General features: G+C 34.0%; 21 protein-coding genes. 6 read left to right on the top strand and 15 right to left on the bottom strand.

The annotated features are described in order from the left end of the window. The coding region (locus FC55_RS05070; protein WP_081036607.1) for a mucin-binding protein at window positions 1-7443 on the bottom strand (7443 nt) is incomplete at its 3' end. Between the two features lie 184 nt (window positions 7444-7627). Here FC55_RS05070 and FC55_RS05065 point away from each other — a divergent pair. Beyond that, window positions 7628-7864, top strand: coding sequence for a hypothetical protein (locus FC55_RS05065; protein WP_003700820.1), 237 nt, complete (start codon window positions 7628-7630; stop codon window positions 7862-7864). 6 nt (window positions 7865-7870) lie between these two features. Then, entirely contained in the window at window positions 7871-8425 is a 555-nt protein-coding gene (locus tag FC55_RS05060; RefSeq protein WP_003700819.1) for a DUF4256 domain-containing protein, read from the top strand. 220 nt (window positions 8426-8645) lie between these two features. Here the strand turns inward: FC55_RS05060 and FC55_RS05055 are convergent, their stop codons facing one another. From FC55_RS05055 to FC55_RS05045, 3 genes are all read right to left on the bottom strand, one after another. Beyond that, window positions 8646-9461 carry a MetQ/NlpA family ABC transporter substrate-binding protein gene (locus FC55_RS05055; protein ID WP_003700818.1) on the bottom strand — a complete coding sequence of 272 codons (816 nt, stop codon included), beginning with the start codon at window positions 9459-9461 and terminating at the stop codon, window positions 8646-8648. Between the two features lie 68 nt (window positions 9462-9529). Further along, the gene (locus FC55_RS05050; protein WP_003700817.1) at window positions 9530-10216 is read right to left on the bottom strand and encodes a methionine ABC transporter permease; all 687 of its coding nucleotides are present in this window, start codon (window positions 10214-10216) and stop codon (window positions 9530-9532) included. Continuing rightward, window positions 10209-11267 carry a methionine ABC transporter ATP-binding protein gene (locus tag FC55_RS05045; RefSeq protein ID WP_003700816.1) on the bottom strand — a complete coding sequence of 353 codons (1059 nt, stop codon included), beginning with the start codon at window positions 11265-11267 and terminating at the stop codon, window positions 10209-10211. Before FC55_RS05045 ends, FC55_RS05050 begins: the two co-directional genes overlap by 8 nt. Before the next feature lie 469 nt (window positions 11268-11736). On the opposite strand from FC55_RS05045, the gene FC55_RS05040 reads away from it, so the two are divergent. Further along, complete coding sequence (locus FC55_RS05040) at window positions 11737-12261, top strand: hypothetical protein (RefSeq protein WP_003700815.1); 525 nt, start codon at window positions 11737-11739, stop codon at window positions 12259-12261. A 59-nt stretch (window positions 12262-12320) separates the two neighbouring features. On the opposite strand, the gene FC55_RS05035 is transcribed toward FC55_RS05040, so the two are convergent. Further along, entirely contained in the window at window positions 12321-14420 is a 2100-nt protein-coding gene (locus FC55_RS05035) for a putative ornithine decarboxylase (protein ID WP_003700814.1), read from the bottom strand. A 290-nt stretch (window positions 14421-14710) separates the two neighbouring features. Here FC55_RS05035 and FC55_RS05030 point away from each other — a divergent pair, with 290 nt between their 5' ends. Continuing rightward, the gene (locus FC55_RS05030) at window positions 14711-16066 is read left to right on the top strand and encodes an FAD-dependent oxidoreductase (protein ID WP_003700812.1); all 1356 of its coding nucleotides are present in this window, start codon (window positions 14711-14713) and stop codon (window positions 16064-16066) included. Between the two features lie 56 nt (window positions 16067-16122). Here the strand turns inward: FC55_RS05030 and FC55_RS05025 are convergent, their stop codons facing one another. Both FC55_RS05025 and FC55_RS05020 read right to left on the bottom strand, forming a co-directional pair. After that, window positions 16123-17004 carry a 3-hydroxyacyl-CoA dehydrogenase gene (locus FC55_RS05025; protein WP_003700810.1) on the bottom strand — a complete coding sequence of 294 codons (882 nt, stop codon included), beginning with the start codon at window positions 17002-17004 and terminating at the stop codon, window positions 16123-16125. 16 nt (window positions 17005-17020) lie between these two features. Beyond that, window positions 17021-17854 carry an acetoacetate decarboxylase family protein gene (locus tag FC55_RS05020; protein WP_003700808.1) on the bottom strand — a complete coding sequence of 278 codons (834 nt, stop codon included), beginning with the start codon at window positions 17852-17854 and terminating at the stop codon, window positions 17021-17023. 167 nt (window positions 17855-18021) lie between these two features. Between FC55_RS05020 and FC55_RS05015 the strand changes: the two genes are divergently transcribed. Then, window positions 18022-18666 (top strand): nitroreductase family protein, encoded by a 645-nt coding sequence (locus tag FC55_RS05015; RefSeq protein ID WP_003700807.1) that lies wholly within the window; start codon window positions 18022-18024, stop codon window positions 18664-18666. Window positions 18667-18717: 51 nt separating this feature from the next. Here FC55_RS05015 and FC55_RS05010 read toward each other — a convergent pair whose 3' ends face one another. From FC55_RS05010 to FC55_RS04975, 8 genes are all read right to left on the bottom strand, one after another. Continuing rightward, window positions 18718-19866, bottom strand: a complete 1149-nt coding sequence (locus FC55_RS05010) for an ArgE/DapE family deacylase (RefSeq protein ID WP_003700806.1) — start codon at window positions 19864-19866, stop codon at window positions 18718-18720. A gap of 41 nt (window positions 19867-19907) precedes the next feature. Then, a complete protein-coding gene (locus tag FC55_RS05005) occupies window positions 19908-20609 on the bottom strand; it encodes a methionine ABC transporter permease (protein ID WP_003700804.1) in 702 nt (233 codons plus the stop codon). Next, window positions 20602-21663, bottom strand: a complete 1062-nt coding sequence (locus FC55_RS05000; protein WP_003700803.1) for a methionine ABC transporter ATP-binding protein — start codon at window positions 21661-21663, stop codon at window positions 20602-20604. The genes FC55_RS05005 and FC55_RS05000 overlap by 8 nt, the downstream gene beginning before the upstream one ends. A 21-nt stretch (window positions 21664-21684) precedes the next feature. Beyond that, window positions 21685-22527, bottom strand: a complete 843-nt coding sequence (locus FC55_RS04995) for a MetQ/NlpA family ABC transporter substrate-binding protein (protein ID WP_003700802.1) — start codon at window positions 22525-22527, stop codon at window positions 21685-21687. Window positions 22528-22578: 51 nt separating this feature from the next. Further along, the gene (locus FC55_RS04990; RefSeq protein WP_035150070.1) at window positions 22579-23703 is read right to left on the bottom strand and encodes a 5-methyltetrahydropteroyltriglutamate--homocysteine S-methyltransferase; all 1125 of its coding nucleotides are present in this window, start codon (window positions 23701-23703) and stop codon (window positions 22579-22581) included. A gap of 442 nt (window positions 23704-24145) precedes the next feature. Continuing rightward, complete coding sequence (locus FC55_RS04985) at window positions 24146-24463, bottom strand: carboxymuconolactone decarboxylase family protein (protein ID WP_003700799.1); 318 nt, start codon at window positions 24461-24463, stop codon at window positions 24146-24148. Between the two features lie 11 nt (window positions 24464-24474). Next, the gene (locus tag FC55_RS04980) at window positions 24475-24885 is read right to left on the bottom strand and encodes a cupin domain-containing protein (protein WP_003700798.1); all 411 of its coding nucleotides are present in this window, start codon (window positions 24883-24885) and stop codon (window positions 24475-24477) included. A 14-nt stretch (window positions 24886-24899) separates the two neighbouring features. Beyond that, window positions 24900-25370, bottom strand: a complete 471-nt coding sequence (locus FC55_RS04975) for a flavodoxin (RefSeq protein ID WP_035150045.1) — start codon at window positions 25368-25370, stop codon at window positions 24900-24902. 135 nt (window positions 25371-25505) lie between these two features. Here FC55_RS04975 and FC55_RS04970 point away from each other — a divergent pair, with 135 nt between their 5' ends. Beyond that, complete coding sequence (locus tag FC55_RS04970; RefSeq protein ID WP_003700795.1) at window positions 25506-26369, top strand: CPBP family intramembrane glutamic endopeptidase; 864 nt, start codon at window positions 25506-25508, stop codon at window positions 26367-26369. Window positions 26370-26401: the final 32 nt, after the last annotated feature.

The following is a 26401-nucleotide window of genomic DNA, read 5'->3' as shown; positions in this document are numbered from 1 at the left end:
ATCTTGATACTGGATTGTTCTAGTTACTGTCTTATTTCTAGTTATCTTTTTATGTTTATGTTTCAAATGAACAGTTATAGCTGGATAACCCTTCGTTCCAAATACAATCTCATTTGGAATTTGGTCCTCATTTACTATCTCATACTTATCTTTATCTGGATTAGTAATATTAGTTTCTACACTTTCAAAAGTCTTACCTGTAATTTCTTGTACAGTTCCAACTGTTTTTCCATCTAAATCATCATCTACATAAGTGACTGTTGTCTTTTGGTCAGCTGCATCATAATACATCTCGTATGATACAAAATAAGTTGCAGTCGAACCATCGCTTGAAACTCTACTAATTTTTCCACCCAACTTATCATCTTTAATTGTAATAGTTCCATCTTCAGATATCGAAACCGTCTGTGCAGGAACTTCTTCCATACCCTGACGAATTACATAGCCTTGGATATTTGGACTAGCAACAGTATCAAACTTATTGTTCTCAATTTTCCAGTCATGATTCCAAGTATATTCACCTGTTACCAAGTCCAACATACCAGTTTGAGTAAATACCACTCTACTTCCAACATCAGTTATATAATCATCTGCGATTGGATGTTTATTACCCTCACTATCAACATAGAAGTAAGAGATCTTTTCTCTGACGGCCACGCCACCTCCGACTATAATTTTCTTGTGGGATAAATAAATAATAAATTCATTATTTGTATCGTCTGCTTGATATTTCGTTTCTTTATTAAAGTTATTTTCAACTTGATAATTCTTAGACTTCAAGTCATTTAATTCATTATCTAAATCAGCAAAATTAATAATCGTACCATATTTACCAGTGGCAGATGTTGTAAATATTTCCTTTGGTTTACCATTAACAGTAACATCCTTATCCACAATTCTTAATACTGCATGTTGATCATTAGGAGTATATACAATATCAAAAGTTGAATCTTCACTTTCCTCAGTTATTCCTTCTACCATTGGAGCTCCTTGTCCAGGAGTATAACCACTTGGTGTTGCAACAATATCTTCTGCTTGTACAGCTTCAAAAGTTGCATTCTTAGGTGACCATGGATCATAAGTAACATTCCCATTTAATTCGTCAACAGTTGCCCCACGTTGGAAAAGCAATTTTTGTTCCTTTTCTCTAGTTGTACCGTCTGGCATATGAACAATTATTGTTCTAGTAACTGTATGGTTCAAATCATCCTTATCAACACCAGCTGGATATGGTCTAATTGGATTATCAGGATTCTTTCCTGTATTTGCTTCATGTGGATCATTTGGATCAACTTTAACCGTTGTATGTTCTATTGGAATTTTAAGCTCTGGCGCTCCATCTGGGGTTAAAGTAATTGTTCCAGGAACCACTTTATCTGGATCATTTGGATGCTTATATTTCCAACCCATTGGAGGTTTGATTGGATTGCCATCTCCATCAGTTACTGGAACAGTCTCGCCTGTTTTACCAGTAATTGGATATTGTGGTTCAACAACATTTCCATCTCCATCTACAAAGACAATTTCAATAGTTCGATCTTCAGCATCATATAATACAGTCAAGTTCTTTGCATTTTGTGGCTTTCCTTGAATATCCTTTATTGGAGTCACTTCAGGTACTATTGGCATTGAAGCGTGATATCCCTTAATCTCAGGCACCGTAAATGAAGCAAAATCACCACTGCCTCCATCTTTAGCTACCCAATTACTATAAGTAACTGCAGTATTAGCTTGATTATTATCAGCTAATTTTACTAAATCTATTGTTGCAGTTCTTACATAAGGAACCTTCTGCACAACATTCTCAATCAAGTTTCCATTATCATCAACTGCTTGCTGTCCACTGACATCTGTACCATTACGGTAAACACCTTGATTGTATTTAAAGTCAATTTCACGACTAACCGTAGTATTTAAATCTTGCTCACTTATACCACTTGGATAATTATGTTGATAGCCATCTGGAATAGTAAGATTTTCATCACTACTATGTGGATCATCAGCTGTAATTACTACTTTTTTATGTTTCAATAAAACTGTCCAAATTTGTGATTTAGATGAATCATAGTATTTATCACCAGTTTGATCGGTGAAACCATCATCAACTAACTCATAGCCTTTTTGTTCTAAAGTCTTAATCTCATCAGTAGTAGTGTAATCAATTTTATCACCATGAGATCCATTCAAAGTTTTAGCAAAAATTACACCATTTGCATTGTCTTGATCCAGATAATTTACCACGACTGAAGTTGTATTTGCCACATAGATTACATATACATCTAAAGTTTTGTCCTGTCTATTTGGTGTCAACGCATCTATGGTAGATTGGACCGGTTTATAATTATCAATTTTTGGAGAAGTTACCGCTGTAAATTGATTGTAATTTGGAATTATTGTTGTGACTCCATTCTGCGTAATTTCTGATTTCACAGCTTTCCAAGTTCCCAGATAGTTAATATTACCTGTTACTAAATCAATTTGTGCATCTTGATAATAAGTTATCATCTGAATTGTATCACTAAGTCCATTGACTGGCTTTCTGCTAACGTCTACTCCATCAATTTTAGTTCCTATTGCATATACGTAATGAATAATTCGATTAACAGTGCTAATACTATCTTCTGAATCATACGAATTCTTAGGATAGACTGGACTATTAGGATCAGTACTATCTACTTTTTGCCCTTCTTGTGGCTTAGTATTAGGGTTAATATTAGCCCATTGATGTTTATAGAAGACATGTTCTTCAAAATTACTTGTAGTTACTTGCACTGTTCTACCAGTGATTATGGTTAGAGTATTACCATTCATATCAACTGCTGGCTGATATCCATATTTAGTTAAATCATAAGGTGTAACATCTCCAAATTTCGCACTTGTAGTATAAGCACCATTAACCAAAATTTCGAAAGCAGAACTTGCATTAGCTGTATCGCTGGTATATGGAATATAGTCTTCCCCAGCTTTAGGGACTAACTTACCATTGACTGATTCCATCTGACTAGGCTTGTAATAGCCTAGAAAATTTTCCGTAACTTGATCAATTACTTTATAACGTGTAAACGTAATTGTATCGGTAGTAGTATCTGGATAAGTATCCTTATTAATATTCGCATTAGCAGTATTAATTAACGCGTTATTCTCATCTTTATCATGATAAGTGATTGTACGTGTAACTACTTTATTTTCTGCACTGTATGATATTGGGTCGCTTACATACAAAGTAATTATATTTTTACTGTTATCACTATTAAAGTTTGCTGGTACTTTCAAAACATAATTTCCTTCAGTTCCAGGTTCATCTGTAAAATCAACAAAGCTACCAGTTGTTGCATCATAATAGTTAACTCTATTAAGAATATAAGCGTTAGGGACTAGGAAATCATGAACTTTTTTAGTTAAAGCTTCAATCCCACCATCAACCACGTCATCTGTTTTACCGTTCATAAATGGAATTGGATTATCAGCAATCCATTTCTTTTGCGTCATATTATACATTCTATATGACAAATTTTGACTATTTGGTGTGTACGCAATCGTCTTATTTAGATCTATTTCACTTCCAGTATTAGCTAGGAATTGATTATCAATATTAAAATTAGTATTGCTTTGCGCATTAGTTACATCAAGTCCATTTGCTGTATAACCTGGTAAACTAGGAATTGCTGTAACTCCTGGAATTACAAAGTTACCGTTACTATCAACCGTTAATGCTTCACCAGTTTTATCGTTTACTACGATGTATTCTTTCTTTCCAGAAGCTTGATGAGTTTTACGTGTAACAGTATATGTTACTGTTGTTGGAGAAACTTTCTGCCCATTAACAACAATGGCATTATCAAGGTTAGTACCTCCAGCTTGATATTTAGCAGAACTAGAATCATAGATATAGTAAACATTTTGTGTTACTTTCTTAGTTTCTGTAGTTACAATTTCTGATAATTCAAATTGCACAATATCCCCGTCAAAATAGTACTTAACTAAACTATTAAATTTTGCTGCATTATTTACATCATCTTTATTTATGATAATTAATTGTGGCGAGCCTGATACCTCGTATCCTTTTGGAATCATATCTGCTGGGACACTACTTGCACTAAAGTCACTACTTTTAAGGGTATCAACATTATCTGAATAAGTTTTTGTCATCGCTGGAATATCAATGTACTTGTCAACCCCATTCTCATCTTGATAATGTAGTCGTGCTGTAACAGTCGATGTTCCTTGAATCTTAATTCCACTATTATTGACAGTAAATGGTGAGAAATTATCTCCAGTAAGAGCAGCTTTAATATACCCTATCTTTCCAGCATCTTCTTTGAAAGTTGGATCTGTCCCTTTAACAATGAAACGTCCTACATAATCTTGGCTAGGAATTGACTCATTAAATACAACTATAATTGATTTAATTTGCGACCAATCTGTTACTTGATCAGCAGGTACATATCCCTCTAAACTTGTCTGCGTACCCTTAACTGAAGAACTTGGCAAATTTTGTATATTAGTCGAGTATAAGATAGTATACGCATCATCTGATAAATTACCATAACTCTTATCGTAAGTAATTGGTCCTGACAAATGTACGTCATAGCTACTTGCCCCATCACTCTTTTGTGGTAAATCTATTAACAATCTAGCTGCACTAAGATCATTACTATCATAGTTGGCAATATTAAGGTAGTAACTTAAAGTGTTATCTCCCTTATCATCACTTGTACCTACTAGAACTGACTTAGGATTTTGATTCCCTTGTGATGTTACCGGTACATAAGTGATAATTTGCTTATCAACCACAAAGTAATTTTCATAAACCGTATTTAGTTTATATAAACTTCCTGGAATACTACTTGTCATCACATTTCCAGTATATTGATTTACCAAATCTGTAACATTCGAACTTGTATATTTTGTATTGTAATTAATTAATCCTGTTCGAGTATACATATATACATCATAAGGATATTTGCCTGCAACTGCATCTGGATCCATCATAATAAATATCTGATTAGTGGATTCATTTCGAGTATACAAACTATATCCAGTACCTGTGTAGTCAAACTTTATAACCTGTCGTCCATCAACTACGTAGGTTGAATATTTAGGAACTACTACTTTTCCATTATCATCTTTTGTTTTTAACTGCACGCCATCCCAACCACGAGAGTAGGAAAAATACTTAGGCAAAACATAATAAATGATAGGCTCATAGATTCTATCAGTTGTATATCCCGTTCCATACCAGTGAGTATCAAACTTTCCATAATAGTTAGGATCTGTATTTTGGGGATTATACATTGTTTTAGTTTGATATCTCCATGCACCAATTGATGCCTTCAACTGATCCAATCCCTGAACTTTTTGATCAATACTACGCGTATAGTAGGTATTGTTATTAAAGTCTGGTGAAAATACCGCTAACTTAGTCGTTAATACTGTATCAGGCGGAATTACTGCCATGGTATTCATTGCATCTGATAATGTCCCTAATGCTTCAAAAATATCTGGATCATCTGCTTGTCTGTTTCCGATATTATCTTTAATAATATTACCTACAGCATCGCCATATTTTGTAGAGGCACCTACTTCTACATAATTAGGTATTATATCTACTTTAAGAATGTATTCACCTGTTGGTACAAGAATTGTCTCTCCTGCATTAACTACACCTGATAAAAGTTTGCCACTCTTAGTTTGAATAGTATATGCATATGATGTGGTTCCTGGACGCATAGTATTATTGATTCCAGGAGTCTTTACCCCAGTTACATCTAATCCATCTGGGAATGCTGCCTCGATGTGCAAACTATTTGTGTAACTAATAGCTGTAGAATTTTGAAATCCAAAGTAATTTACGACTCTAGTTGGCTGACTTTGAGTAAATTGCTTAGCTATATTGTTTCCAGCTATTACTACTTCAAATTGACCGTCTTGAGGAGTAAATTTAGGACCAACTAAAGTTACTGTCCACGGATTATTAACTTGTGCGGTTAAATCTTTTTCTCCATTAGTAGTTCTTATTTTTTGATCAACAGTAATTAATCCATTTGCACTGTAGTCCCCTTTACCAAATGGCTCTATTGTTTGTGTAAACTTACCTACTAAATGATAACCTGTATCGTACTGGTAAAATTGACTTCCTGAACCAGCCGGAATTGTAATAATTACATCACCGCCAGCTTTATCTTGAGTGAAAGTTACCCCACTGTTAGATCCTAGCTTACTAGCATCCATACTTGCTTGAGGATCAAGGAGAAAATTGCCAGGTACTGGAACTTTAATTGTTGTTCCTAAGTTTTGAGCATTATTAACTTTATTTGAAGTATAACCATTTTCTCCTACCCCTGTAGGTTGATTGATGTCAATTTCAAAATCATATCTTGTATCTACTCGTAAATTCTTTACATATTTGGGATCTGGCTTAACTTGACGAATAGTTGGGGTCATAGAAGTCTGAACAACCGAAGTAAATTCCAGTGGATAATTATTAATTACCTTACTTGGATCATCACTATTTTGATAACTCCAAAATATTTGTCTCTTAATTGGACCATTTGGATCCAAATGATTTGAAGAATTTACATTAGGCTGTCCAGCATAATTATTGCCATCTGGAACTATTATCCTAAGTCCGTCTGTAACTGTATATGATCCAATAGATATTACTTTATATACCTTGTATTTTTCTCCGTCAATGATTTCATCAGACATAACAACTTTAGCTTGACCACCCAATTTTTCAGGCGTAAAGGCACTATCATTAATCCCCAAGCTAGTTACTGGGACCTTAATAGTATAGATATCCCCTGGTTGAAATTTACCCGTTAATATTATATTTAAATCCTTTCCAGCATCACCATCATTACCGACAGTTGTACGATTGATTGACAAAATAAAACCGTTAACATCTGTTGAAGAGGTTGTAGTATGTGTTGGTATAGTAACTGGTCGTGTTCCTTTTTGCATGCTTGGTGCAACTTCATTTTTCTCAAGATTATCTGTACTATTCATAGTTGCATTATTTGTTGGTTCTACAGTTGTAGAATTAACAACTTGATTATTTTGACTACTTGTACTTTCTTCACTAGTAGAAGTAGCAGCAGTACTTATAGCAGTTGAAGTTGTATTTGTTTCATTACTTGTTGCGTTGTTGGTAGTACTTGAACTGGTAGATGTTGTATCTGCTGTACTTACATCTGATGTTGAAGTCGCACTTGTTTTTAATGTTAACGTTTTCTTTTGGATTGATGTAGCACTACTATTTGTACTTTCAGACTCTTGGACGGCATCTGTTGTATTCGCAGAAACTGTGTGATTATCAAAAGCAATAAATGTCATTCCCAAAAGAACAGAGACTGTCCCTATTGATAACTTTTTCAAGCCATAAACTTGCTTCTTATCATAAAATTTTTCTCTTCTTAATTTTATATTTTTCCTTCCTAACATAGACTCGCCCTCTAATGAATTCTAATAATTCACCTTTCACTATTGTTCACTTACATTTTAACATATTTATTCGAATTTTAACCTTTTTTGTTCATTAAGTTGTATGCCACCTATTATAGCACCACTCTGTAAATTTGGTATAATATATCTCATATCAAGTTTGTAAAGGATGATATTTTTTATTATGGATAACTTAAAAAAGAAAGCTACTATCGCTTTTAGCATTCTTCTAATATTAACTCTTATTTGTATTGGCATTTCTGCATGGTTAGTTATTAGTGGAGCTAGTGCCGTAGTTACTTTAGTGATGTTTTTCATTGACTTTGTCGTATTATGTGCATTATTAACAATAGTATTTACTGCGTACTTCTACAAGAAACGTATGAAACAAATGAAAGAACAAAAACAAAAACATAGGTAAAATATTATGGAAAAACATGTTGATAACTTAATTTCAAAAGATGAATTACTTAAAATTCTAGAAGATCGCTTTAATCAAAATATTTCTCGTCATCCTAATATAAAATGGGTTGAAATTGTACCCTTGTTAGAAAATAATCCTGAAAGAATTACTAGTCTATCTTATCTTGAAGCAAGTAATGGTGAACCTGATGTTACTGTGATTAATGGGCAACTTGTTTATGTTGATTTTAGTAAGGAATCACCTAAAGGTCGACGCAGCCTTTGTTATGATAAAGATGCTCGAGTAAATCGGAAAAAGTTTCCACCTGCGTCTAGTGTCTGCGAAGTTTGTGATCAATGGCAAGTAGAACTCTTAACTGAAAATGACTATCATGTACTGCAAGAAATCCAAGCTGTCGATCTTAAAACTTCTAGTTGGTTATTTACACCTGATAACATTCGCCAACTTGGTGGTGCAATTTTTGGTGATCGACGTTATGATACAACTTTCATTTATCACAATGGTGCAGATTCCTACTATGCTAGTCGCGGCTTTAGGGCTAAATTAATTTTAAAATAATTCCATTTTCCATATTTGNTTAGGGCTAAATTAATTTTAAAATAATTCCATTTTCCATATTTGGACACAGGACCAATTTTCTAATTTATGCAAGTAAACGCTTGATTTGCATAAATTAGAAAATTGGTCCTGTGTCTAGATTCGACTTTTTCCAAAAAAAGCAAAAAAATTACTGGGCCCCGATTAATTGGGATCCAGTAATTTTTAATAGTTCTTAATATTATTTAGCTGGAAGTACTCCACCTTTGAATTCTTTCTTAATCCAGTTTTGTGTATCTTTGGATTCTAATGCTTTCACTAACTTCTTGATAGCTGGTTTGTTCTTATCAGCCTTACGTACAGCAATGATGTTAGCATATGGAGAACTCTTCTTTTCTAGAGCAATTGCATCTTTAGAAGGATTTAAACCTGCTTGTACAGCGTAGTTAGCATTGATTACATAAGCAGCGTCTTTACCTTCTTTGTATAAACGAGGCATTAACTTAGCTTCAAAGGAGTGCTTGAATTTCAAATGTTTCTTGTTTGTAGCAATATCATTGAAGTTAGCTGTTTCAATATTTGTGCCCTTCTTTAATGTGATTAATCCTGCATCTTTAAAGATTGTCAAAATACGACCATAGTCAGATACGTTAGAGGAAACATTAACTGTTGCTCCCTTAGGTAAATCTTTCAAACTCTTGTACTTCTTGGAGTATACACCGATTGGTTCCAAGTGAATATTACCAGCTGAAACTAATGTACCATTGTTCTTCTTGTTCCAGTTATTTAAAAATGGTGTGTGTTGGAAGTAGTTAGCATCAATTTCCTTGTTAGCCAAAGCCTTGTTAGGAATAATGTAGTCGTCATACTTCTTAATCTTTAAGTCAATGCCTTCCTTCTTTAATTCAGGCTTTACATGTTCCAAGATTTTAGCATGGGGAGTTGGAGATGCCCCAACTGTTAAAGTTGTATCGGCATTTGCCTTAGAAACGCCTGTAAATAAGAAAGCAGCTGCTGCAACTGATGTAATTAAACCAAAAACTGTTTTTTTCTTCATAATCCATTCACCTCATAATTTTATTTTCTATAAACTACCTTTTTGATGTAGAGTTTAACATCCATTAATTAACGTTTATCAATCTTCTTAACTGTTGAGTCGCCTAACCATTGGAAAACAAATACGATTAAAACGATAATTACAGTTGCGACTAATGTTATCGCATTGTTGTAGGATTGGAACCCATCGGTATAGGCAAGTTGTCCTAACCCACCTGCACCGATTGCCCCAGCCATGGCAATATAGCCAATCAATGCAATTGTTGAAACTGTTATCCCTGAAACCAATGCAGGTAGTGATTCAGGAATTAACACTTTGTATAAGATTTGCCATTTGTTAGCCCCCATCGCTACTGCTGCTTCAATAACACCTTTGTCTACTTCGTGAAATGCAATTTCAACTAAACGAGCATACATTGGAGAAGCACCGATAACTAAAGCTGGAATTCCGGCCTTAGCTCCTGTAATAGAGCCAACCAAAACTTGTGTTAATGGTAACAGTAATACGATTAAAATGATAAATGGGATGGAGCGGAAAATGTTAACAAATACTCCAACAATAACATTCAAGATTTTAACCGATAATTTATCACTACCTGAAGTTTCAAATAATAGCAGACCTAATAATAATCCTAAAATTGCGACGATAGCGATTGATACGACTGTCATCCAAATCGTTTCCCAAGTTGCACTCCACATATCTGGCCAGTTAACATTCTTAAACTGGAAATATGACTGTATACCTTGATTATTCATTACTTATCACCCTCACTTCCACTCTTAAAGTTTCAAGGAACTTCAAAGCTTCTTGAATATCTTCATCGCTACCAACTAACTGAACAAATAACGTTCCAATTGTTCGAGCTTTGTCGGCCAACTGATGAATTGATCCTTCCAAGATACTTAACTGCACTTCCGGAAATTGTCTAACTAATTCCGAAACTACCGGTAATTGAACCTGATCTCCATGGAATCTTAACTCTACCAATTGACCATGTGGGTATTTTTCTAAAAGTTGATTTACAACTTCCTTGACATCAGGTGTATTATTTGTATCAACTTCGGCATTAACGAAACGTTTCGTTAAGTCTTGTTGAGGATGAGTAAATACTTCTGAAACAGGTCCTTCTTCAATAACTTTACCTGTTTCCATTACTGCCACCTTATCAGCCAAACGTCTAATAACGTGCATTTCGTGAGTAATAATTACAATTGTTAGATTTAACTTTCGATTAATATCTTCAAGTAAATCCAATACTTCTTCAGTAGTTTGTGGATCCAAAGCACTTGTAGCTTCATCTGAAATTAAAATTTCAGGATCATTAGCTAATGCTCTTGCGATACCAACTCTTTGCTTTTGTCCCCCAGATAATTGGTTAGGATAAGCATGTAATCTATCGCCTAATCCTACTAATTCTGCTAATTTCTTAGCTTTCTCAATTCTTTCGTTCTTAGGAACATGTGCAATTTCTAACGGAAAAGTAATATTTTCCAAAACTGTTCGTGACCAAAGTAAATTGAAATGTTGGAAAATGATTCCGATTTTCTTTCTTTGTTCACGCAAGTCTCTTCCGGCAAGATTATCTACTCGCTTACCATGAATAAGAATTTTACCTTCCGTTGGTTTTTCTAATCCATTTAACATTCTAACTAATGTACTTTTCCCTGCTCCAGAAAAGCCGACAATTCCAAATACTTCACCGGATTTGATTTCAAGATTTACATTCTGTACAGCCTTGACTTCATTATCAGCCGTTTGGAATGTCTTTGAGATGTTTTCAAACTTAATTGCTGGTGTATCAACCATCTCCTATCAACCCCTTCTCTAAAAATAAAAAAGCGGTTCTCACCCAAATATAAGGGCGAAAACCGCGGTACCACCTTAGTTCGTTGTTAATTAAAACAACCTCACTAGCTTAATAGCTTAAATTATATCGTATTCTAACGGAGTAATGGCTTGCACCATTTACTCTAACTCCGAGCCCATTCTCACTGACTCCGTATACTTCCTTTCACCTTACGAAGCTCTCTTATAATACTTCTGTCAGATCTCTTCTCATCATCGTTTATTATATCTTATTCAATTTGTACTTAGATATTAACGTGCTTTTTCTCATTTGTCAACAAATATATGAGAAAAATCTAAGAAAAAATTTAATTTAATGTAAATGTTTAAATTAGCCCAACTAATTAATAAATTTATTTTTGCTTGGAAAATTCCAGCAAAGTGATAATATTAAGTTGCTTAATTTTGAAGTAAGAAAGGAGTAGTTACAATGGAAACAAGCCATATAGATTTGGCAATTTTAAATTATGCTGCAAATAATATATGCTTAGATGCCGATAGAGGTGAGGCCTCAACCTTTATTTATTGCTTTGATTCAATAGCTACACAAATTGCAGTATTACTAGAAAAACTAGGTTTTACTACTGAAATAAAGGAACACAATGGTTATGTAATAAAATCTATCGAAGGCACTATGGTAAAACTAAATATCGACTTTACCACACCTAAGCAAAATAAAATTACCTCTTCTTTACCAATAGAGATATTAACAGCAACAGAAGCTAAAAAGTTATCTGATGACAATAAAGTTAACGCTGAAGCTATCAAAAGCATAGAAAAAGAGAGAAACAAGGGTTTTGAAACACATGATGTTAGATTTCTAACTTTGGATAGAGATAAAGTCCATCTTAATTCTGGATTTTTAGACTACCTTCTTAACACAGAGGTAGGACCATATGCAGATGATAAAACCGTTACTTTCAAAATTAAAAATCGTTCTGCTTATGATTACTAATAGGTTTAAGAACAATTCGATAAAATAAAAAGCGACACAAAAATGTCGCTTTTTATTCACTATAACACAAATCCTTGAGCCTTTGTTACCCCAGTATCTTTATTCAAGTACACGCCTTGAATTTCTGGATCAAATCCAGGGAATTTATCAATAGCACCCATTAAGATCTTAAAGTAATCCACATCAATCTTTTGCCATTTTTCACCTGGGGCTACAATAAATACTCCTGGTGGATATGGTAGCGCACCTTCAAGAGCTACTCTTCCTTCAATTTCATCTAAATCTACTAACTCTCCTTCATTCTTCATAAATAACTTATCTGCTTCAGCTGGTGTCATTTCATAATCTTGGAAAGTCTTCTTTAAGAACAAATCTTGTTGAAGTTTGTAGATTTCATTTTTAGCATAATATTCATGCATTTCTTGGCAAAGTTGTCTAATTGTATAATTACGATAACGTTCAGGATTTTGTTTAACCAATCGTGGTAATACTTGTTCCAATGGTGCATCTCGCAAGTAATATTCTTCAAATTCTAAAAATGAGGTTAACAGTGCTTCTAAATCAGCATCTCTTTCTCCAGGAGTCAACAAGAATAATGTTGAATACAAATCAGACTTGCATGTAATTACTCTTTTTTCTGTTAAATACTCTCCAATAACTTTTCCAGGTATCCCTGTTTCTTCGTATTTACCAGTTGCTAAGTTAATTCCAGGACAAACTACAGTTAATTTTAATGGACTGATAATTGCTTCATCTTTAGCTATTCCCTTAAATCCATGCCAATCATCTGTTTCTTCCATCTTCCAGTAAGATAGGTTATCCATTAATTCTTGTTCTGACTTTTCATTTATTTCTTGGGCATTTAAGGTCTTGAATAATTTAGACTTTTGATTCAAAGCTTTTCTAAATCTTATTCCCTTCTTCATAGCTTCTTCCCACCATTTTTTAGGTGCTTCACCCTTAGCCAAAGCTGTATTCACTGTCAATGATGCATAAATTGGATAGGAATAAGAAGTTGTTACATATTTCAAATAAGCATTATTGAAATGTTTATGGTCTACATAACGCTTTTGCCCCTTAATATGTGCATCTTTCTTCAAAATTTGCGAAGTTTGAGCTAAGCCTGCTTGTTGTTTATGAATAGATTGTGTAACTAAAATTCCGGGATCATCAGCTGTATATTTATATTGTAGTGGTGATAGTTGCTTCATGATATTTACAAATTGTTCGTAACCACCCCAAGCACAGTCAAAGAGAACATAGTCACAAAGTTTGCCAATCTTATCTAATAGCCACTTCGCATTATAGAAAACACCGTCAAATGTTTCGAGCTGTAAAACTGCCATTCTAAACGGTCTTTTAGCTTTAGCCCTTTCTGGATCAACTTTAGCAATCTCAGCCCTAATTTTTTCTTCATCCAAGTCATCGCTAATTACCGGACCAATTAGTCCCAAAGGATTACGACTTGTTGGAAGATATACAGGTTTAGCTCCAGTCATAATAAGCGCACTATTGTATAAAGACTTGTGATTATTTCTATCAAATAAGACCAAGTCTCCTTCTGATAAAACAGCATTTGCGCAAATTGTATTTGAACTAGTTGTTCCGTTTGTTACATAGTAAACTTTATCAGCATTGAATGCTTGTGCTGCCTCTTGTTCAGAATCAAGTGGAGTACCACCATGAGTTAAGGTGTCGCCTAATTCTGCCACTGTGTCACTCACATCAGCTCGTAACATATTATCTCCAAAGAACTTTTTGAATACTACACCAGCTGGATGTTTTTCATAAAATTGTCCATTGTGATGCCCTGGAGTTGTATAACTAACTGGTTTTTCATCAGCAAAATTGATTAAATCACGCAAAAATCCAGGTACATTTTCTGCTTCATATTGTTGTGCTGCTTGTGCTACCTTATCTTGAAGTTCTTCTTTCGACAAACTTTCACCAGCATCCACTAAAATTACTGGAACCCGCAAACCGTCTTTTACCATTAATTCTTGGGCTTTTTGATAAGCAACTTCATCTGCTTTAGGCAACACAAAAGCTGCTAATTCTGATGCTGTAATTCCACTATAAACATTGCTAGCAAGCCATGGTAATGGTACGTATTCTTCAGTTGTTGAAGTAGTACCAATTTTTAGTATTTTATTTGCCATCTCTACTCTACCTCATTGTATTTGATCTATTTCTACTCTTTTATTGTAAAACCAAAATTTAGAAATTACCAAAAGAATTAGATGGAGAATTTGCAACGATTTACCAAATCGAGTCATATTTTATGATTTGATTTCTGGAATCGAGTCATATTTTGTGATTCGATTATGGAATCGTAACAAATTGATTTGATTCAAAAAAAATAATACTTTGTGCAAAATTTAACTTGAAATATTGTGAAAACGTTCTATAATTAAATAGTGTAAAATATATTTTGAAGGAAGATGATTTCATGAAAGTTATTGTTGTTGGTTCATCACACGGTGGTTATGAAGCGGTTGAAGGTTTATTAAAAGATTATCCTGACGCAGAAATCCAATGGTATGAACAAGGTGACTTCCTTTCATTCCTATCTTGTGGCATGCAGCTATTTTTGGAAGGCAAAGTTGATAGTGCTGATAAAGTACGTTATATGACTCCTGAAGCCATTCGAAGTCGTGGTGTAAGTTTGTTCGAACAAACACAAGTAATTGCCTTACATAGTGCAGACCACGAAATCGAAGTTAAGGATTTACAAACAGGTGAAGTTAGAACTGAAAATTATGATAAATTAATTCTCAGTCCTGGTGCTGTTCCAATGGAATTAGACGTTCCTGGCAAAAATCTTGAAAATGTCTACTACATGCGTGGACATGATTGGGCAGTTAAACTTAAAGAAAAAGTTCTTGATAACAATGTTAAAAATGTTGTTGTTATCGGAAGTGGATATATTGGTATCGAAGCTGCCGAAGTATTTGCCAAAGCAGGTAAATCGGTTGAAGTCCTAGATATGTTACCACGACCATTAGCTACATATCTTGATAAAGAATTGACTGACGTAATTGAACCTGAACTTACTCAAAACAATGTACACGTTCATGGCAATCAACTCGTTCAAGAATATTTAGGCGAAGATACCGTTACAGGTGTAAAAACTGATAAGGGTGAATATCCTGCAGATTTAGTTATTGTTGCGGCTGGTGTTAAACCAAATACAGCTTGGCTGAAAGGCGAACTTGCAATGTATCCAAATGGAATCGTTAAGACTGATAACTTTATGCGTTCAAGCGCGGATGATGTATTTGTAGTTGGCGATGCAACATTACTTAAATACAATCCAGGAAATACTTTATTGAACATCGCTTTAGCAACTAATGCTCGTAAGCAAGGTAGATTTGCGGTTAAGAATTTAGAAGCTCCTCTCCATCCTTTCCCTGGAGTACAAGGAACTTCTGCATTATCAGTATTTGATTATAAATTTGCTTCAAGTGGATTGAATGCCACAAATGCTCAAAAATTAGGTAAACAAGTACGTTCAGTAGTAGTCGAAGATGATTTCAGAATGGACTTTGTTCCTGAAGAAGAAAATGCTCACGTTTGGTTCAAATTGACTTATGATCCAGATACAAAAGCTATTTTAGGTGGTCAAATTCTTTCCAAGCATGACTTAACAGCTTATATCAATGTTATCTCACTTGCAATTAAAACTAAGCAAACAATTTATGATTTAGCTTATGAAGATTTCTTCTTCCAACCTGGTTTCGACAAACCTTGGAACATTTTGAACTTAGCTGGTTTAGCTGCTGAAAAACAAGAAGATGAAGATTAAAAAATAGTATCAGAAGAAGTGATAATATATCCTTCTCTGATACTATTTTTATGCTTTTATACCTTCAAAAAATCTGCTGATTCATAGGCTGGATGTGGATACTTATAAAATCCTTCGCCAGCTTCAATGCCGTAATGACCTTCATCAATCATTTGCTTCAATTTATCAGCAATTGCTTTAGCTGCTGCATCTTCAGCATGTGCATTAAAGATCGCATATGTTGTTCTTAATCCAATTGCATCCAGTGACATGAATGGTCCCATCGGCGAACCTGTAGCTTTCATCCAATCTTTATCAATTGTCATTGGATCTGCAACTCCTTTAGCCCACAATCCTAGAGCAGCATTTAGGTATGGTACCGATAGAGAATTCATTATATATCCAGATTGTTCTTTCTTTAAAACAATTGGTAACATATTGATTTCTTTAGCGAATTCTACCACTTTATCAATAACTTCTTTATCCGTTTTTTCATTACCCACAATTTCAGAAGTATTGAATTTCCAGATATGGTTTGCAAAATGCATATGCAAAAATTTTTCTGGTCTATCAACAAATTTCACTAACTGACTAGGTACTAAAGTTGAACTATTACTTGCTAAAATTACATCTTTAGGCAGTACCTGACACATTTTTTGATAGAAAATCCCTTTTATTTCTAGATTTTCTGGTACTGATTCAATCACATATTCTGTATTTTTAGTAGCGATTTCCATATCATTAGTAATCTCAACAATATTCTTCATCGCTCTTTTTACATCACTATCCGTAATCCCCATCTCTTGTTTATACATCTTCTGAACTTTATTCAATCTTCTAATTGCACGATCTGGATGCGGATTCCAGACAGATACTGTAAATCCATAGAATGCGGCTTGAAATGCAATTTGACTACCTAATGTACCTGCTCCGGCAATTGTAATTTTCTTAAAACTCATAATCTACACCTTCTCGTTAATCTTGCTTAGTTACGAAAGTTCTATCGTAGTGTCCAGTAATCAAGTATGGAGCAATTTCTTCTGGATTAAGAGAGTCTAGCTTCAGAGTCTTATGCATAACGGAATAGTCCATCTTGTAATGTGCGCCACCAACTGGCTTAAGTACTTCTAATTCAGCTAAAGGATCATCTTCGCTGGAAGTAAGTTTCATATCTATTTTTCCAATTTCCATATCAGTAGTTAAGCCTGTACTTTGAGTTGCAATTAACTCAGTATTTACAAACTTATTAGATCCATCATCTTGTTGTTCAATATCGTAATTAATGAAGAAACTTGCCATTTCTGATGGTTCACCTAATTTCACTTGGCTACCAAACATTTTCTTAACTGTTTCAATATCATTAGGCACTCCAGCTTCCCACTTTAAGTTCAAAATTTCTGTACCATGTCTGATTATTTTAGCTTGTACTTTATTTTCTGATTTTTCTATTTTAATATCATCTGCCAATTTCTTAGGCATACATGCACCTTCGCGACCAGCAATCATCGCCTCCTCTGCACCTTCACCACTTAGATATAAGACAAATGGGTAGGCTCCCATTATCTTATCTTGATAACTAACAAACGCATACAATACAGCTTCATCATATGGAGCAGCAAAAGTTGGATCTCCCATATGGGTGACGTAGCCCATGATGACAGGTGCTACAACTTTCAAAGGTTTAGGCACCACTTCAGCTAACTTCTCAGCTGAAGTTACATAGGCAAACATTATTCCATCTTGCTTCTTCATATTAGGACGACAAAGAAAGTTTCTTATCTCTTCCTCATTAGCAACAAAACTACTCATGAAAATCACTCCATTCTTTTAAAACGTTTTCATTTGTATTATAGTTCTTTTATTTTGCAATAAAAAGAAACAGTTTTATCATTTTGAATTTTTTTCTATAACTATTTTAGTGATATAATATTATGTGAAAACGATTACTATTATAGAACCAAAGGAAGCGAATTATCATGACTAATTTCAAAAACAATGATTTCGAAAGTGTAATGTTAGGTCGTCATTCAGTACGTAAATTCGATACTTCTGTAAAAATTCCTCGTGAAGAATTGAAAGAAATGGTTGCCAATGCTATTACGGCTCCTTCTGCATGTAACTTACAAGCATGGCATTTCATCGTAGTTGATACTCCAGAAGGAAAAGATAAATTACGTTCATTCTTCATGAAGTTCAATTTACCACAGTTAGAAACATCTTCTGCTATTGTAATGCTTTTCGGTGATACTCTAGCTTTTAAGAAATATCGTGCTTTATGGGAAAACATCTACGAACAAAAACAAATTAGTAAGGAAGAATTAGATCGTATCCTTAATACTTTCTTACCATTGTATGAAAATGCCGATAAACAATTATTAACTGCTGATGCTATGGTTGATAGTTCTTTAGCTGCTATGCAATTCATGCTAGCTGCTCGTGCTCATGGCTACGATACTAATCCAATTGCTGGATATGATGCTAAAAAAGCTGCTACTGCTTTAGGGCTAGATCCAAAACGTTATGTCCCAGTTATGGCAATTGCTGTTGGTAAAGCAGATAGTGAGTCCACTGACATTAAATCTACTCGTTACAGTGTTGACGATGTTATTGAATTTCAATAAATAATAATTAAGGGTTGGAAAAGGCGACAATTATCTTTTCCAACCCTTATTTTATTCAAAATATCTCAATATTATTTGTTTGTAAATTTCTACCAATGCTAAATAACTAGAAATCGTTGTATATTCATCGATCTGATGGCTTACATTACTTTCACCAGGTCCTAAAATTATAACAGGTAAATTAGTGTTATCTTTTACAAAAACAGATGCATCAGTAGCCCCATTCATTGTTATCAATTCTGGTTGCTTGCCTTCAACATAATTAGAGAATACTTCTTGACTAACAGTTAATGCTGTCTGTACAAAATCATCTTCTGGATTTGAAACAACAGGATACCAGTCATGAATTAATTCAAAAGTGAGTTTAGCCCCATTTTTATCATTCACTTCATCTACCGCTGATTTTAAACGTTCAACTATTTGTTTATTATTAAAAGCACTAGTTGGACGAATATTTCCATAAAGTTCCCCTTCATCAGGAATTGTGTTAACTTGTTCACCCACATTTAAAATAGTTACACTATGTTTTAGTTCACCTAAATATGGGTCGCGAGGAACATCATCAAAAAGTGTACGTTCTATAGCAGCAAAATCAACTAAAGCATCTAATGCATTATTTCCCAATTCTGGTGTTGATGAATGAACGGATTTCCCATGACTTACGATGCGATAATTAAAACTTCCAGAGTGTGCATATATTATATCTCCATTAGTTGCTTCACCTACAACTAATGCATCTAAATCTTTAGCTACTCCTAAATCTCTTAGCCTGTTAGCTCCTGGTGTACCATACTCTTCGCCAGCAGTTGCAATAAATCTAATATGTCCTGGTATTTTTCCAAAATCTGATAATTCAATAATTGCTATTGCTAAAGCTGCCAAGCCACTCTTCATATCAGCCGCTCCACGTCCATATAATCTGTCACCATCAATTTTAGCTTCTAATGGGGGATAGCTCCATTTATCTTCATTTCCTAATGCAACAGTATCCATATGTCCTGTAAGTCCTAGTACTTTTTCGCCTTGTCCAACATCTAGTACTAAATTAGCTCTTCTATCACCAAATTCATCAACCTTTGATTCTAAATTTGATTTTGCAAAAAGCTTGTGTAAATATTCTGCTACTTCTAATTCATTTCCATTAACTGAATTAATTTGGATTAAATCCTGCAAAATTTTAATCTTTTCTTTTTCTTCCATAATTTTAGCCTCGATTCTTAGATTTTATCTAATTTTGAAAACTATCTCTTTTGATGATTTAATATGTTTGCTAAAAAATCTCCTACTAATTGGATTACTATAACTATCAATAGAACTAATAATGTCGCTACAATAGTTATGTCGTTATTGAAACGATTATATCCATAAGAAATAGCTGTATTACCTAAACCTCCAGCACCAATCGCACCAGCCATCGCTGTTAAACCAACTAAACTGATAAGAGTTACTGTTGAAATTCTAACGAGTTCTGATCGCGCTTCTCGCAGGTATACATCTAGGATAATGTCTGTATTAGTTGCTCCTAAGGCCTGTGCTGCTTCAACTTTACCGTTATTTACACTTTCTAATGCTACTTGAACTTGTCGAGCATAGAATGGAAAAACTCCCAGTGATAAAGGAACAATTGCTGCCGTTGTTCCAATTTGTGTACCAACAATTAGTTTAGTCACTGGGGCAATAACAGCTAGTAAAATAATGAATGGAACAGCTCGAAATAGTGAAACTAATTTATCACAGATACTAAACCAGAGCTTGCTTTCTAAAATTCCTTTGGGCTTAGTTACTACTAAGATAATTCCAAAAATCAATCCTAAAATCCCACCAAAAATTGCAGGCCATAAAGTCATATAAAGTGTTTGAATAATTGAAGTCCACCAACCACTATCACCAGTCCAGCCCAAATTTGCTACATTGGGTAAATATTTTTCAATAATACTAGTCATTCCAAATCCCCCGTTCATCAATTCTTGTTACTTCAACATTTTCTTTTTTCAAATAATCTGCAACTTTATCGAGTTTATCCGGTTCTCCCTTAGCTAAAATAAACATAGTTCCTACAGGTTCACTCTCTAAAACTTCAATATTTCCATACAACATTGACACGTCTAATCCTAACTCTTTATATAATTCAAGAATTATTGACTTTGTAACATTTGCTGCAGAAAAGACAAGTTGAAATAATTTTTGATCAGGTGATAGGTTACCTAAATTGAATGCTTTCAAGGTTTCGATAGCTGCGAGTGATCCTCCCACAAATTGTCGACTCAATTCTTCTTTAGGACGAAGATATACATCGCGCAATTTCCCTTTTTCAATTATCACTCCATGTTCCATAATGGCTATTTTATTAGCTATTCTTTTTACAGCATCCATTTCGTGGGTAATCAAAACTATGGTCAAACCTAATTTTGCATTGAGTTCTTTTAAAAGATCTAAAATCTGATTTGTCGTTCGTGGATCTAACGCAGAAGTTGATTCATCAGAAATCAATATTTCAGGATCATTTGCCAAAGCTCTTGCAATTGCTACTCTTTGCTGTTCCCCACCAGATAATTGAATCGGATAAAATTTTGCTTTATCTTCTAATCCTACTAGTTTCAATAAGTTTAAAGCTTTTTCTTCAATTTCTTTATCGGATAAAAAACTATGACGTAAGGCAAAAGCTACGTTATCTACTACTGTTGTTTCATTTAGAAGATTAAAATGTTGAAATATCATTCCTATGCTTCGTCTTTGCTTTTGAAGTTCTTTGTTACTAATTTGTTGCTTATTATCCGCAAATAACAATGTTCCATTCACTTTTACAGTTCCTGAAGTTGGCTTTTGAAGTAGATTAATTGTACGTACTAATGTGGATTTACCAGCACCTGAATAACCTACTACTCCAAAAACATCTCCCTTTTCAACATTTAAATTGACATTCTTAACAGCATTAACGACTTGCTTCCCTTGTTTAAATGTGACATCTATATTTTCTAATGTAATAATATCCGCCATACATCATAGTCCCCTTTACTTCTATTTTAGTTTTAAATTCCAAGCTGTAACTTCACTGTTACCATAAGCTTTGTGGATTAATTTCTTTACAGCATCTGTTTGATAAGATTTAACCACTGCTTTATATGCTTCGTTATCCTTGTCTTTCTTATTAGCTACGATGACATTAATCCATTGTTCTGAATCTTTATTTAATGGTTCAGTATAAATTGTTTGTTTATCACCTAATTTTGCTGGAATAGCGTAAGTATTATTTACTACAGCGGCATCTACGTCATTTAGAGAACGAGCTGTTTGTTCAGCTCCCAATTCTTTGATCTTTAAATCTTTTGGATTCTTATCAATATCGGCAATTGTTGCTAATTTTCCAGTTCCTTTCTTGAAACTAATTAATCCCGCATTCTTTAATACGTACAATGCTCTACTTTCATTTGATGCATCGTTAGGAACAGCAATTGTTGCATTCTTTGGTAACTCATTAATATTTTTGTATTTGTAGGAATATAATCTGATTGGTGCAATAACTGTATTTCCAATTGGAACTAAGGTACCTTTATTGGCTTTATTCCACGCATTTAGGAAAGCTTTGTGTTGAAAACTATTCAAATCTATTTCGCCATTTTGTAGAGCTTTATTTGGCTGATTATAATCTGTAAAGTTTTTAATTTTAACTGTTACTCCATACTTTTCTTTAGCTGTTTTCTTTACTTGATTCCAAATTTTTTCATCTTGATTAGTTTGTCCAACTACACCTACTGTCACTGTTTTCTTAGCTTCAGTCTTTTTATGACCAAAAGTGAAAAATGCTGCAACTGCAATCACAATAATTACTGCAATAAATCCTAATAAACCTTTTCTTCTCATAATATCAGTCTCCTTATATGTAAAATACTTAGCAATCTTTAAATTTCTAGATTATTTCCAAACTTCTTTAGCCGTTTCTATTACTAACTTGATTTTCGCTTCTTGATCTTCTTCTGTTAGCTTGTTTCCTTCTTCTGTTGAAGCAAATCCACATTGTGTACTTAAAGCTAGATTTTCTAAATCAACATACTTAGCAGCTTCTTTGATTCTTTGCTTCAATTCTTCTTTATCTTCTAATTCTGGTTTCTTACTTGTAATAATTCCTAAGACCACCTCTTTACCTTTTGGAACAAATCTCAATGGCTCGAAGCCTCCAGATCGTTCATCATCAAACTCTAAATAAAATGCGTCAACATTTTCTTTAGCAAAAACATGTGCTGCAACTGGTTCATAACCTCCCTTAGATGCCCAAGTCGAATGATAGTTTCCACGACAAATGTGTGTCGTTATTCTTAAATCTTCTGGCAGATCTACTAAAGCACCATTATTTAATTCAAGATATAAATCTTGTAAACCATCTCTTGTATACTTTCCGTCTTCTGAGAAAACATTCCAAAAATCGTCATCAACGATAACTCCCCAAGTACAATCATCGAGTTTAATATCACGACAACCATGGTTATACAAATCAAGAATTAACTCACGATAAGCTTTAGAGATGTCTGCCACTAATTCTTTGTGATCTGGGTAAAACTCATTTGTAATTTTCTTATTATGCTCATCTCTGAAAAGTTCTACGTATAATTGCGCTGGAGCTGGGATACTTTGACGTGCAGTTACGTCATCATCATCCTTAATTAATTCTTTTAGATATGAAAATGCTTGTACATCAGGATGATTTTCTACATAATGAATTTTTCCTGAAACTGTTGCTGAATCTGCTCTTGTTTCTTCACCATGGAAAAAGTATCCATGTTCTGGAATAGTATGTTCAATTCCACCAAATCCCCAAAAAGTATCTAGATGCCAATAACTTCTTCTAAACTCACCATCAGTTACTACTTTTAATCCAAGTTGCTTTTCCTTCTCAACTAAATCAGCAATTGCCTCGTTCTCAACAAGTTTTAATTTTTCTCTTGAAATTTTATTTTCTAAAAATTCTTGTCGAGCTTGCTTTAATTTTTCTGGTCTTAAAAAACTTCCTACAGTATCGTAATGTAATACATCTTTTGTCATAAAAATCTCTCCTATCTTCTTTTTTGGCATAAAAAAACGCCCCTAGAACAACTTTTGTCATTCTAGGGACGTGTTATCATCTAATTCACGTGTTACCACCCATTATTCGATACTACCTCACAGTAATATCCTCACTAAGTACACTGTACAAGCTATACTCGTTCGCTATAACAGGCGACCCCTGTTATCTGCTTGCCATGGCTCACAGATAATCTAGCTCCAAGACCATCTTCATTAAGCTTTCAACACATCGCATCTCACCATTCACGACTCTCTTTAGTGATACTCACATTAATTACTCATCTTTTCTTAGCTATTTCTAATTATTATGTCATAATAATATGTGATATGGAATATAATGTCAACACTAAATTTGAAATTAATAAAAAAATACCACTATATATTTTTGATATAGTGATATTTTCCAAAATCATTTAGTCTTTTATTTCCAAATTTCCTTAGCAATTCCAAATGCTGACCAAACTTTAGGCCAACCTACATAAAATGCTAACTGAGTAATCATTTCAGAAATTTCTTCCTTTGTGATGCCATTTTCTTTTGCTTTAGTCATATGATATTTTAATTGTTCAAAAGCACCTTGAGAAATTAGAGCTGTTACTGTTAAGAAACTTCTATCCCTTGGACTCAACTTATCTTCACGTGACCACACTTGTCCAAACAATACATCATCATTTAATTCCGCAAATTTAGGTGCAAAATCTCCTAAATTATCACGTCCAGCAGTTTGTTTTTCAACCATTTTATTTCCTCCTATCCTAATTTGTCATATTCTTCATCGCTAACAGGTTCAAGCCATTCACTGTTACCTTTAGTAATTGCAACGTGATTAACCCAACTATCTTTAGTTGCACCGTGCCAATGCTTCACACCTCCACGAATTACAACTACATCGCCAGCTTTCAACAATTGAGCTGTTTTTCCCTCCTCTTGATACCAACCTTTTCCATCAGTTACCAACAAAATTTGATAACCATTATGATGAATATGCCAGTTATTACGACATCCTGGTTCAAAGCTGACATTCCCAACATGCACATCAATGTCATCTTCTCCAACTAGGGATTTTAAATAGCTTTCACCTATAAAATACTTCGCATAATCAACATTCTTACCACCAAAGCCAAATATATTATTCTTTACTTCTTTTTCAAAATTTGCCATTTTTTTACCCCATCTTACTTAAAATCAATATCTCGTAACCAATTTTCAACATCTTTTTTAGAACTCAAAACACAGCCAGGCTTAACATCGGATCCGATTAACTCATTCATTACTTTTTGTGCTTGGTCATAAGTCGACCCACCTGATGTAGAAAAGGTTGCGACTTCTTTTTCACCCAAATCAAGCTTTTCAATTACAGTATTAATTATACGTGGAGGAATTCCCCACCATGTAGGATGTCCAATAAGGATTCTATCGTATTTTGTAAGATCTGGAAGTTGTCCTGCAAACTCTGGACGACTATTATTATCTTCTTGCTCGCGATTAGCACGACTATTATTGTTATGCCAATTCAAATCTTCAGAAGTATATGGTTGCTTAGCTTGAATGCGATATGTATCAGCACCTAGTTCTTGGGCTATCATCTCTGCTACTTTTTTAGTATTATTTGTCATTGAAAAATATATCACTAAACTTTTAGTCATATGCCATCCTTCCCTTCATCATTAACATACACCTTTGAGTTAACTCCAAGTCAATTCTTTTTTATTAATCGAATTTTGTTTATCGTTAATAATTAATGTATACTTGTAATAACTTTAAAGGAAAGGGTTGCTTTTATGAAAAAAACATTATTTGTCATTAAGACATTAATACTTGCTTTCTTACTTTTGAGTTTAGCAAGTATTCCAGGAGGCTTTGCCATGGGATTCAGTTCCGCATCAAATCCTGGTGCCTCCACTGATACTCCTGTATTTCTAACTATCACTTTAATAGGCGAGATTATCGTTCCTATATATCTCCTTATTTATTATCGTGCTAAAAATAATTTAGATGCACTTGATATTGTTATGCCATTTAAAAAAGATAAAATTGCTCAAAAATTTGGTATAGGATACCTCATAGGTTTTCTAACTTTTGCTATAATTTTTGCCGTTGCTGTTTTTGGTGGAGGTTTTACTACTAAGATTGTATGGTCGAGTAAAAATGTTGTTTTATTTGTACTAATGCTTATTGGATTTCTCATCCAAGGAACTACTGAGGAAATTGTTTGTCGTGGTTATGTTCAAGGAAGAATTACTGAAAAATTAGGTGTATTTTGGGCAATTGCTCTCAGTGCTCTCTTCTTTGCGAGTGGTCACTTAGGAAATGCTGGTGTTTCTCTCGAAGGTTTCGTCGGTCTACTTGCATTCGGTATTCTAACAGCCTTGCTTCGTTTTTATACAGGTGATCTTTGGCTATGTGGTGCTCTCCATGGTGCTTGGAATTTTGCTGAAGGTCCATTCTTTGGTACTCCAGTTTCTGGAATTAGTGGGACAGAACTATTATTTAAGTCCACTTCTGTGCCTCACCATCCTTGGTTAAATGGTAGTGCTTTTGGTATTGAAGCTAGTCTTACTTGCATCATCGTATTAATCTTATTATCAGTTTTAACTGTTTACCTAGGTCAAAAATATTCAGTCAATAAATTAGACCTAAACTAGTTTTTGTATGTTAAAATTTATAATAGATTAAA

The organism is Ligilactobacillus salivarius DSM 20555 = ATCC 11741, assembly GCF_001435955.1.
Taxonomy (GTDB): domain Bacteria; phylum Bacillota; class Bacilli; order Lactobacillales; family Lactobacillaceae; genus Ligilactobacillus; species Ligilactobacillus salivarius.
Note: the sequence above shows the minus strand (reverse complement) of the source record. Positions and strands in the feature narration are given on the sequence as shown.

Bases quoted from the DNA above. Each gene is read 5' to 3' on its own strand.
- FC55_RS05065 (WP_003700820.1), top strand. From the start codon at position 7,628: ATGGATAACTTAAAAAAGAAAGCTACTATCGCTTTTAGCATTCTTCTA.
- FC55_RS05060 (WP_003700819.1), top strand. From the start codon at position 7,871: ATGGAAAAACATGTTGATAACTTAATTTCAAAAGATGAATTACTTAAA.
- FC55_RS05055 (WP_003700818.1), bottom strand. From the start codon at position 9,461: ATGAAGAAAAAAACAGTTTTTGGTTTAATTACATCAGTTGCAGCAGCT.
- FC55_RS05050 (WP_003700817.1), bottom strand. From the start codon at position 10,216: ATGAATAATCAAGGTATACAGTCATATTTCCAGTTTAAGAATGTTAAC.
- FC55_RS05045 (WP_003700816.1), bottom strand. From the start codon at position 11,267: ATGGTTGATACACCAGCAATTAAGTTTGAAAACATCTCAAAGACATTC.
- FC55_RS05040 (WP_003700815.1), top strand. From the start codon at position 11,737: ATGGAAACAAGCCATATAGATTTGGCAATTTTAAATTATGCTGCAAAT.
- FC55_RS05035 (WP_003700814.1), bottom strand. From the start codon at position 14,420: ATGGCAAATAAAATACTAAAAATTGGTACTACTTCAACAACTGAAGAA.
- FC55_RS05030 (WP_003700812.1), top strand. From the start codon at position 14,711: ATGAAAGTTATTGTTGTTGGTTCATCACACGGTGGTTATGAAGCGGTT.
- FC55_RS05025 (WP_003700810.1), bottom strand. From the start codon at position 17,004: ATGAGTTTTAAGAAAATTACAATTGCCGGAGCAGGTACATTAGGTAGT.
- FC55_RS05020 (WP_003700808.1), bottom strand. From the start codon at position 17,854: ATGAGTAGTTTTGTTGCTAATGAGGAAGAGATAAGAAACTTTCTTTGT.
- FC55_RS05015 (WP_003700807.1), top strand. From the start codon at position 18,022: ATGACTAATTTCAAAAACAATGATTTCGAAAGTGTAATGTTAGGTCGT.
- FC55_RS05010 (WP_003700806.1), bottom strand. From the start codon at position 19,866: ATGGAAGAAAAAGAAAAGATTAAAATTTTGCAGGATTTAATCCAAATT.
- FC55_RS05005 (WP_003700804.1), bottom strand. From the start codon at position 20,609: ATGACTAGTATTATTGAAAAATATTTACCCAATGTAGCAAATTTGGGC.
- FC55_RS05000 (WP_003700803.1), bottom strand. From the start codon at position 21,663: ATGGCGGATATTATTACATTAGAAAATATAGATGTCACATTTAAACAA.
- FC55_RS04995 (WP_003700802.1), bottom strand. From the start codon at position 22,527: ATGAGAAGAAAAGGTTTATTAGGATTTATTGCAGTAATTATTGTGATT.
- FC55_RS04990 (WP_035150070.1), bottom strand. From the start codon at position 23,703: ATGACAAAAGATGTATTACATTACGATACTGTAGGAAGTTTTTTAAGA.
- FC55_RS04985 (WP_003700799.1), bottom strand. From the start codon at position 24,463: ATGGTTGAAAAACAAACTGCTGGACGTGATAATTTAGGAGATTTTGCA.
- FC55_RS04980 (WP_003700798.1), bottom strand. From the start codon at position 24,885: ATGGCAAATTTTGAAAAAGAAGTAAAGAATAATATATTTGGCTTTGGT.
- FC55_RS04975 (WP_035150045.1), bottom strand. From the start codon at position 25,370: ATGACTAAAAGTTTAGTGATATATTTTTCAATGACAAATAATACTAAA.
- FC55_RS04970 (WP_003700795.1), top strand. From the start codon at position 25,506: ATGAAAAAAACATTATTTGTCATTAAGACATTAATACTTGCTTTCTTA.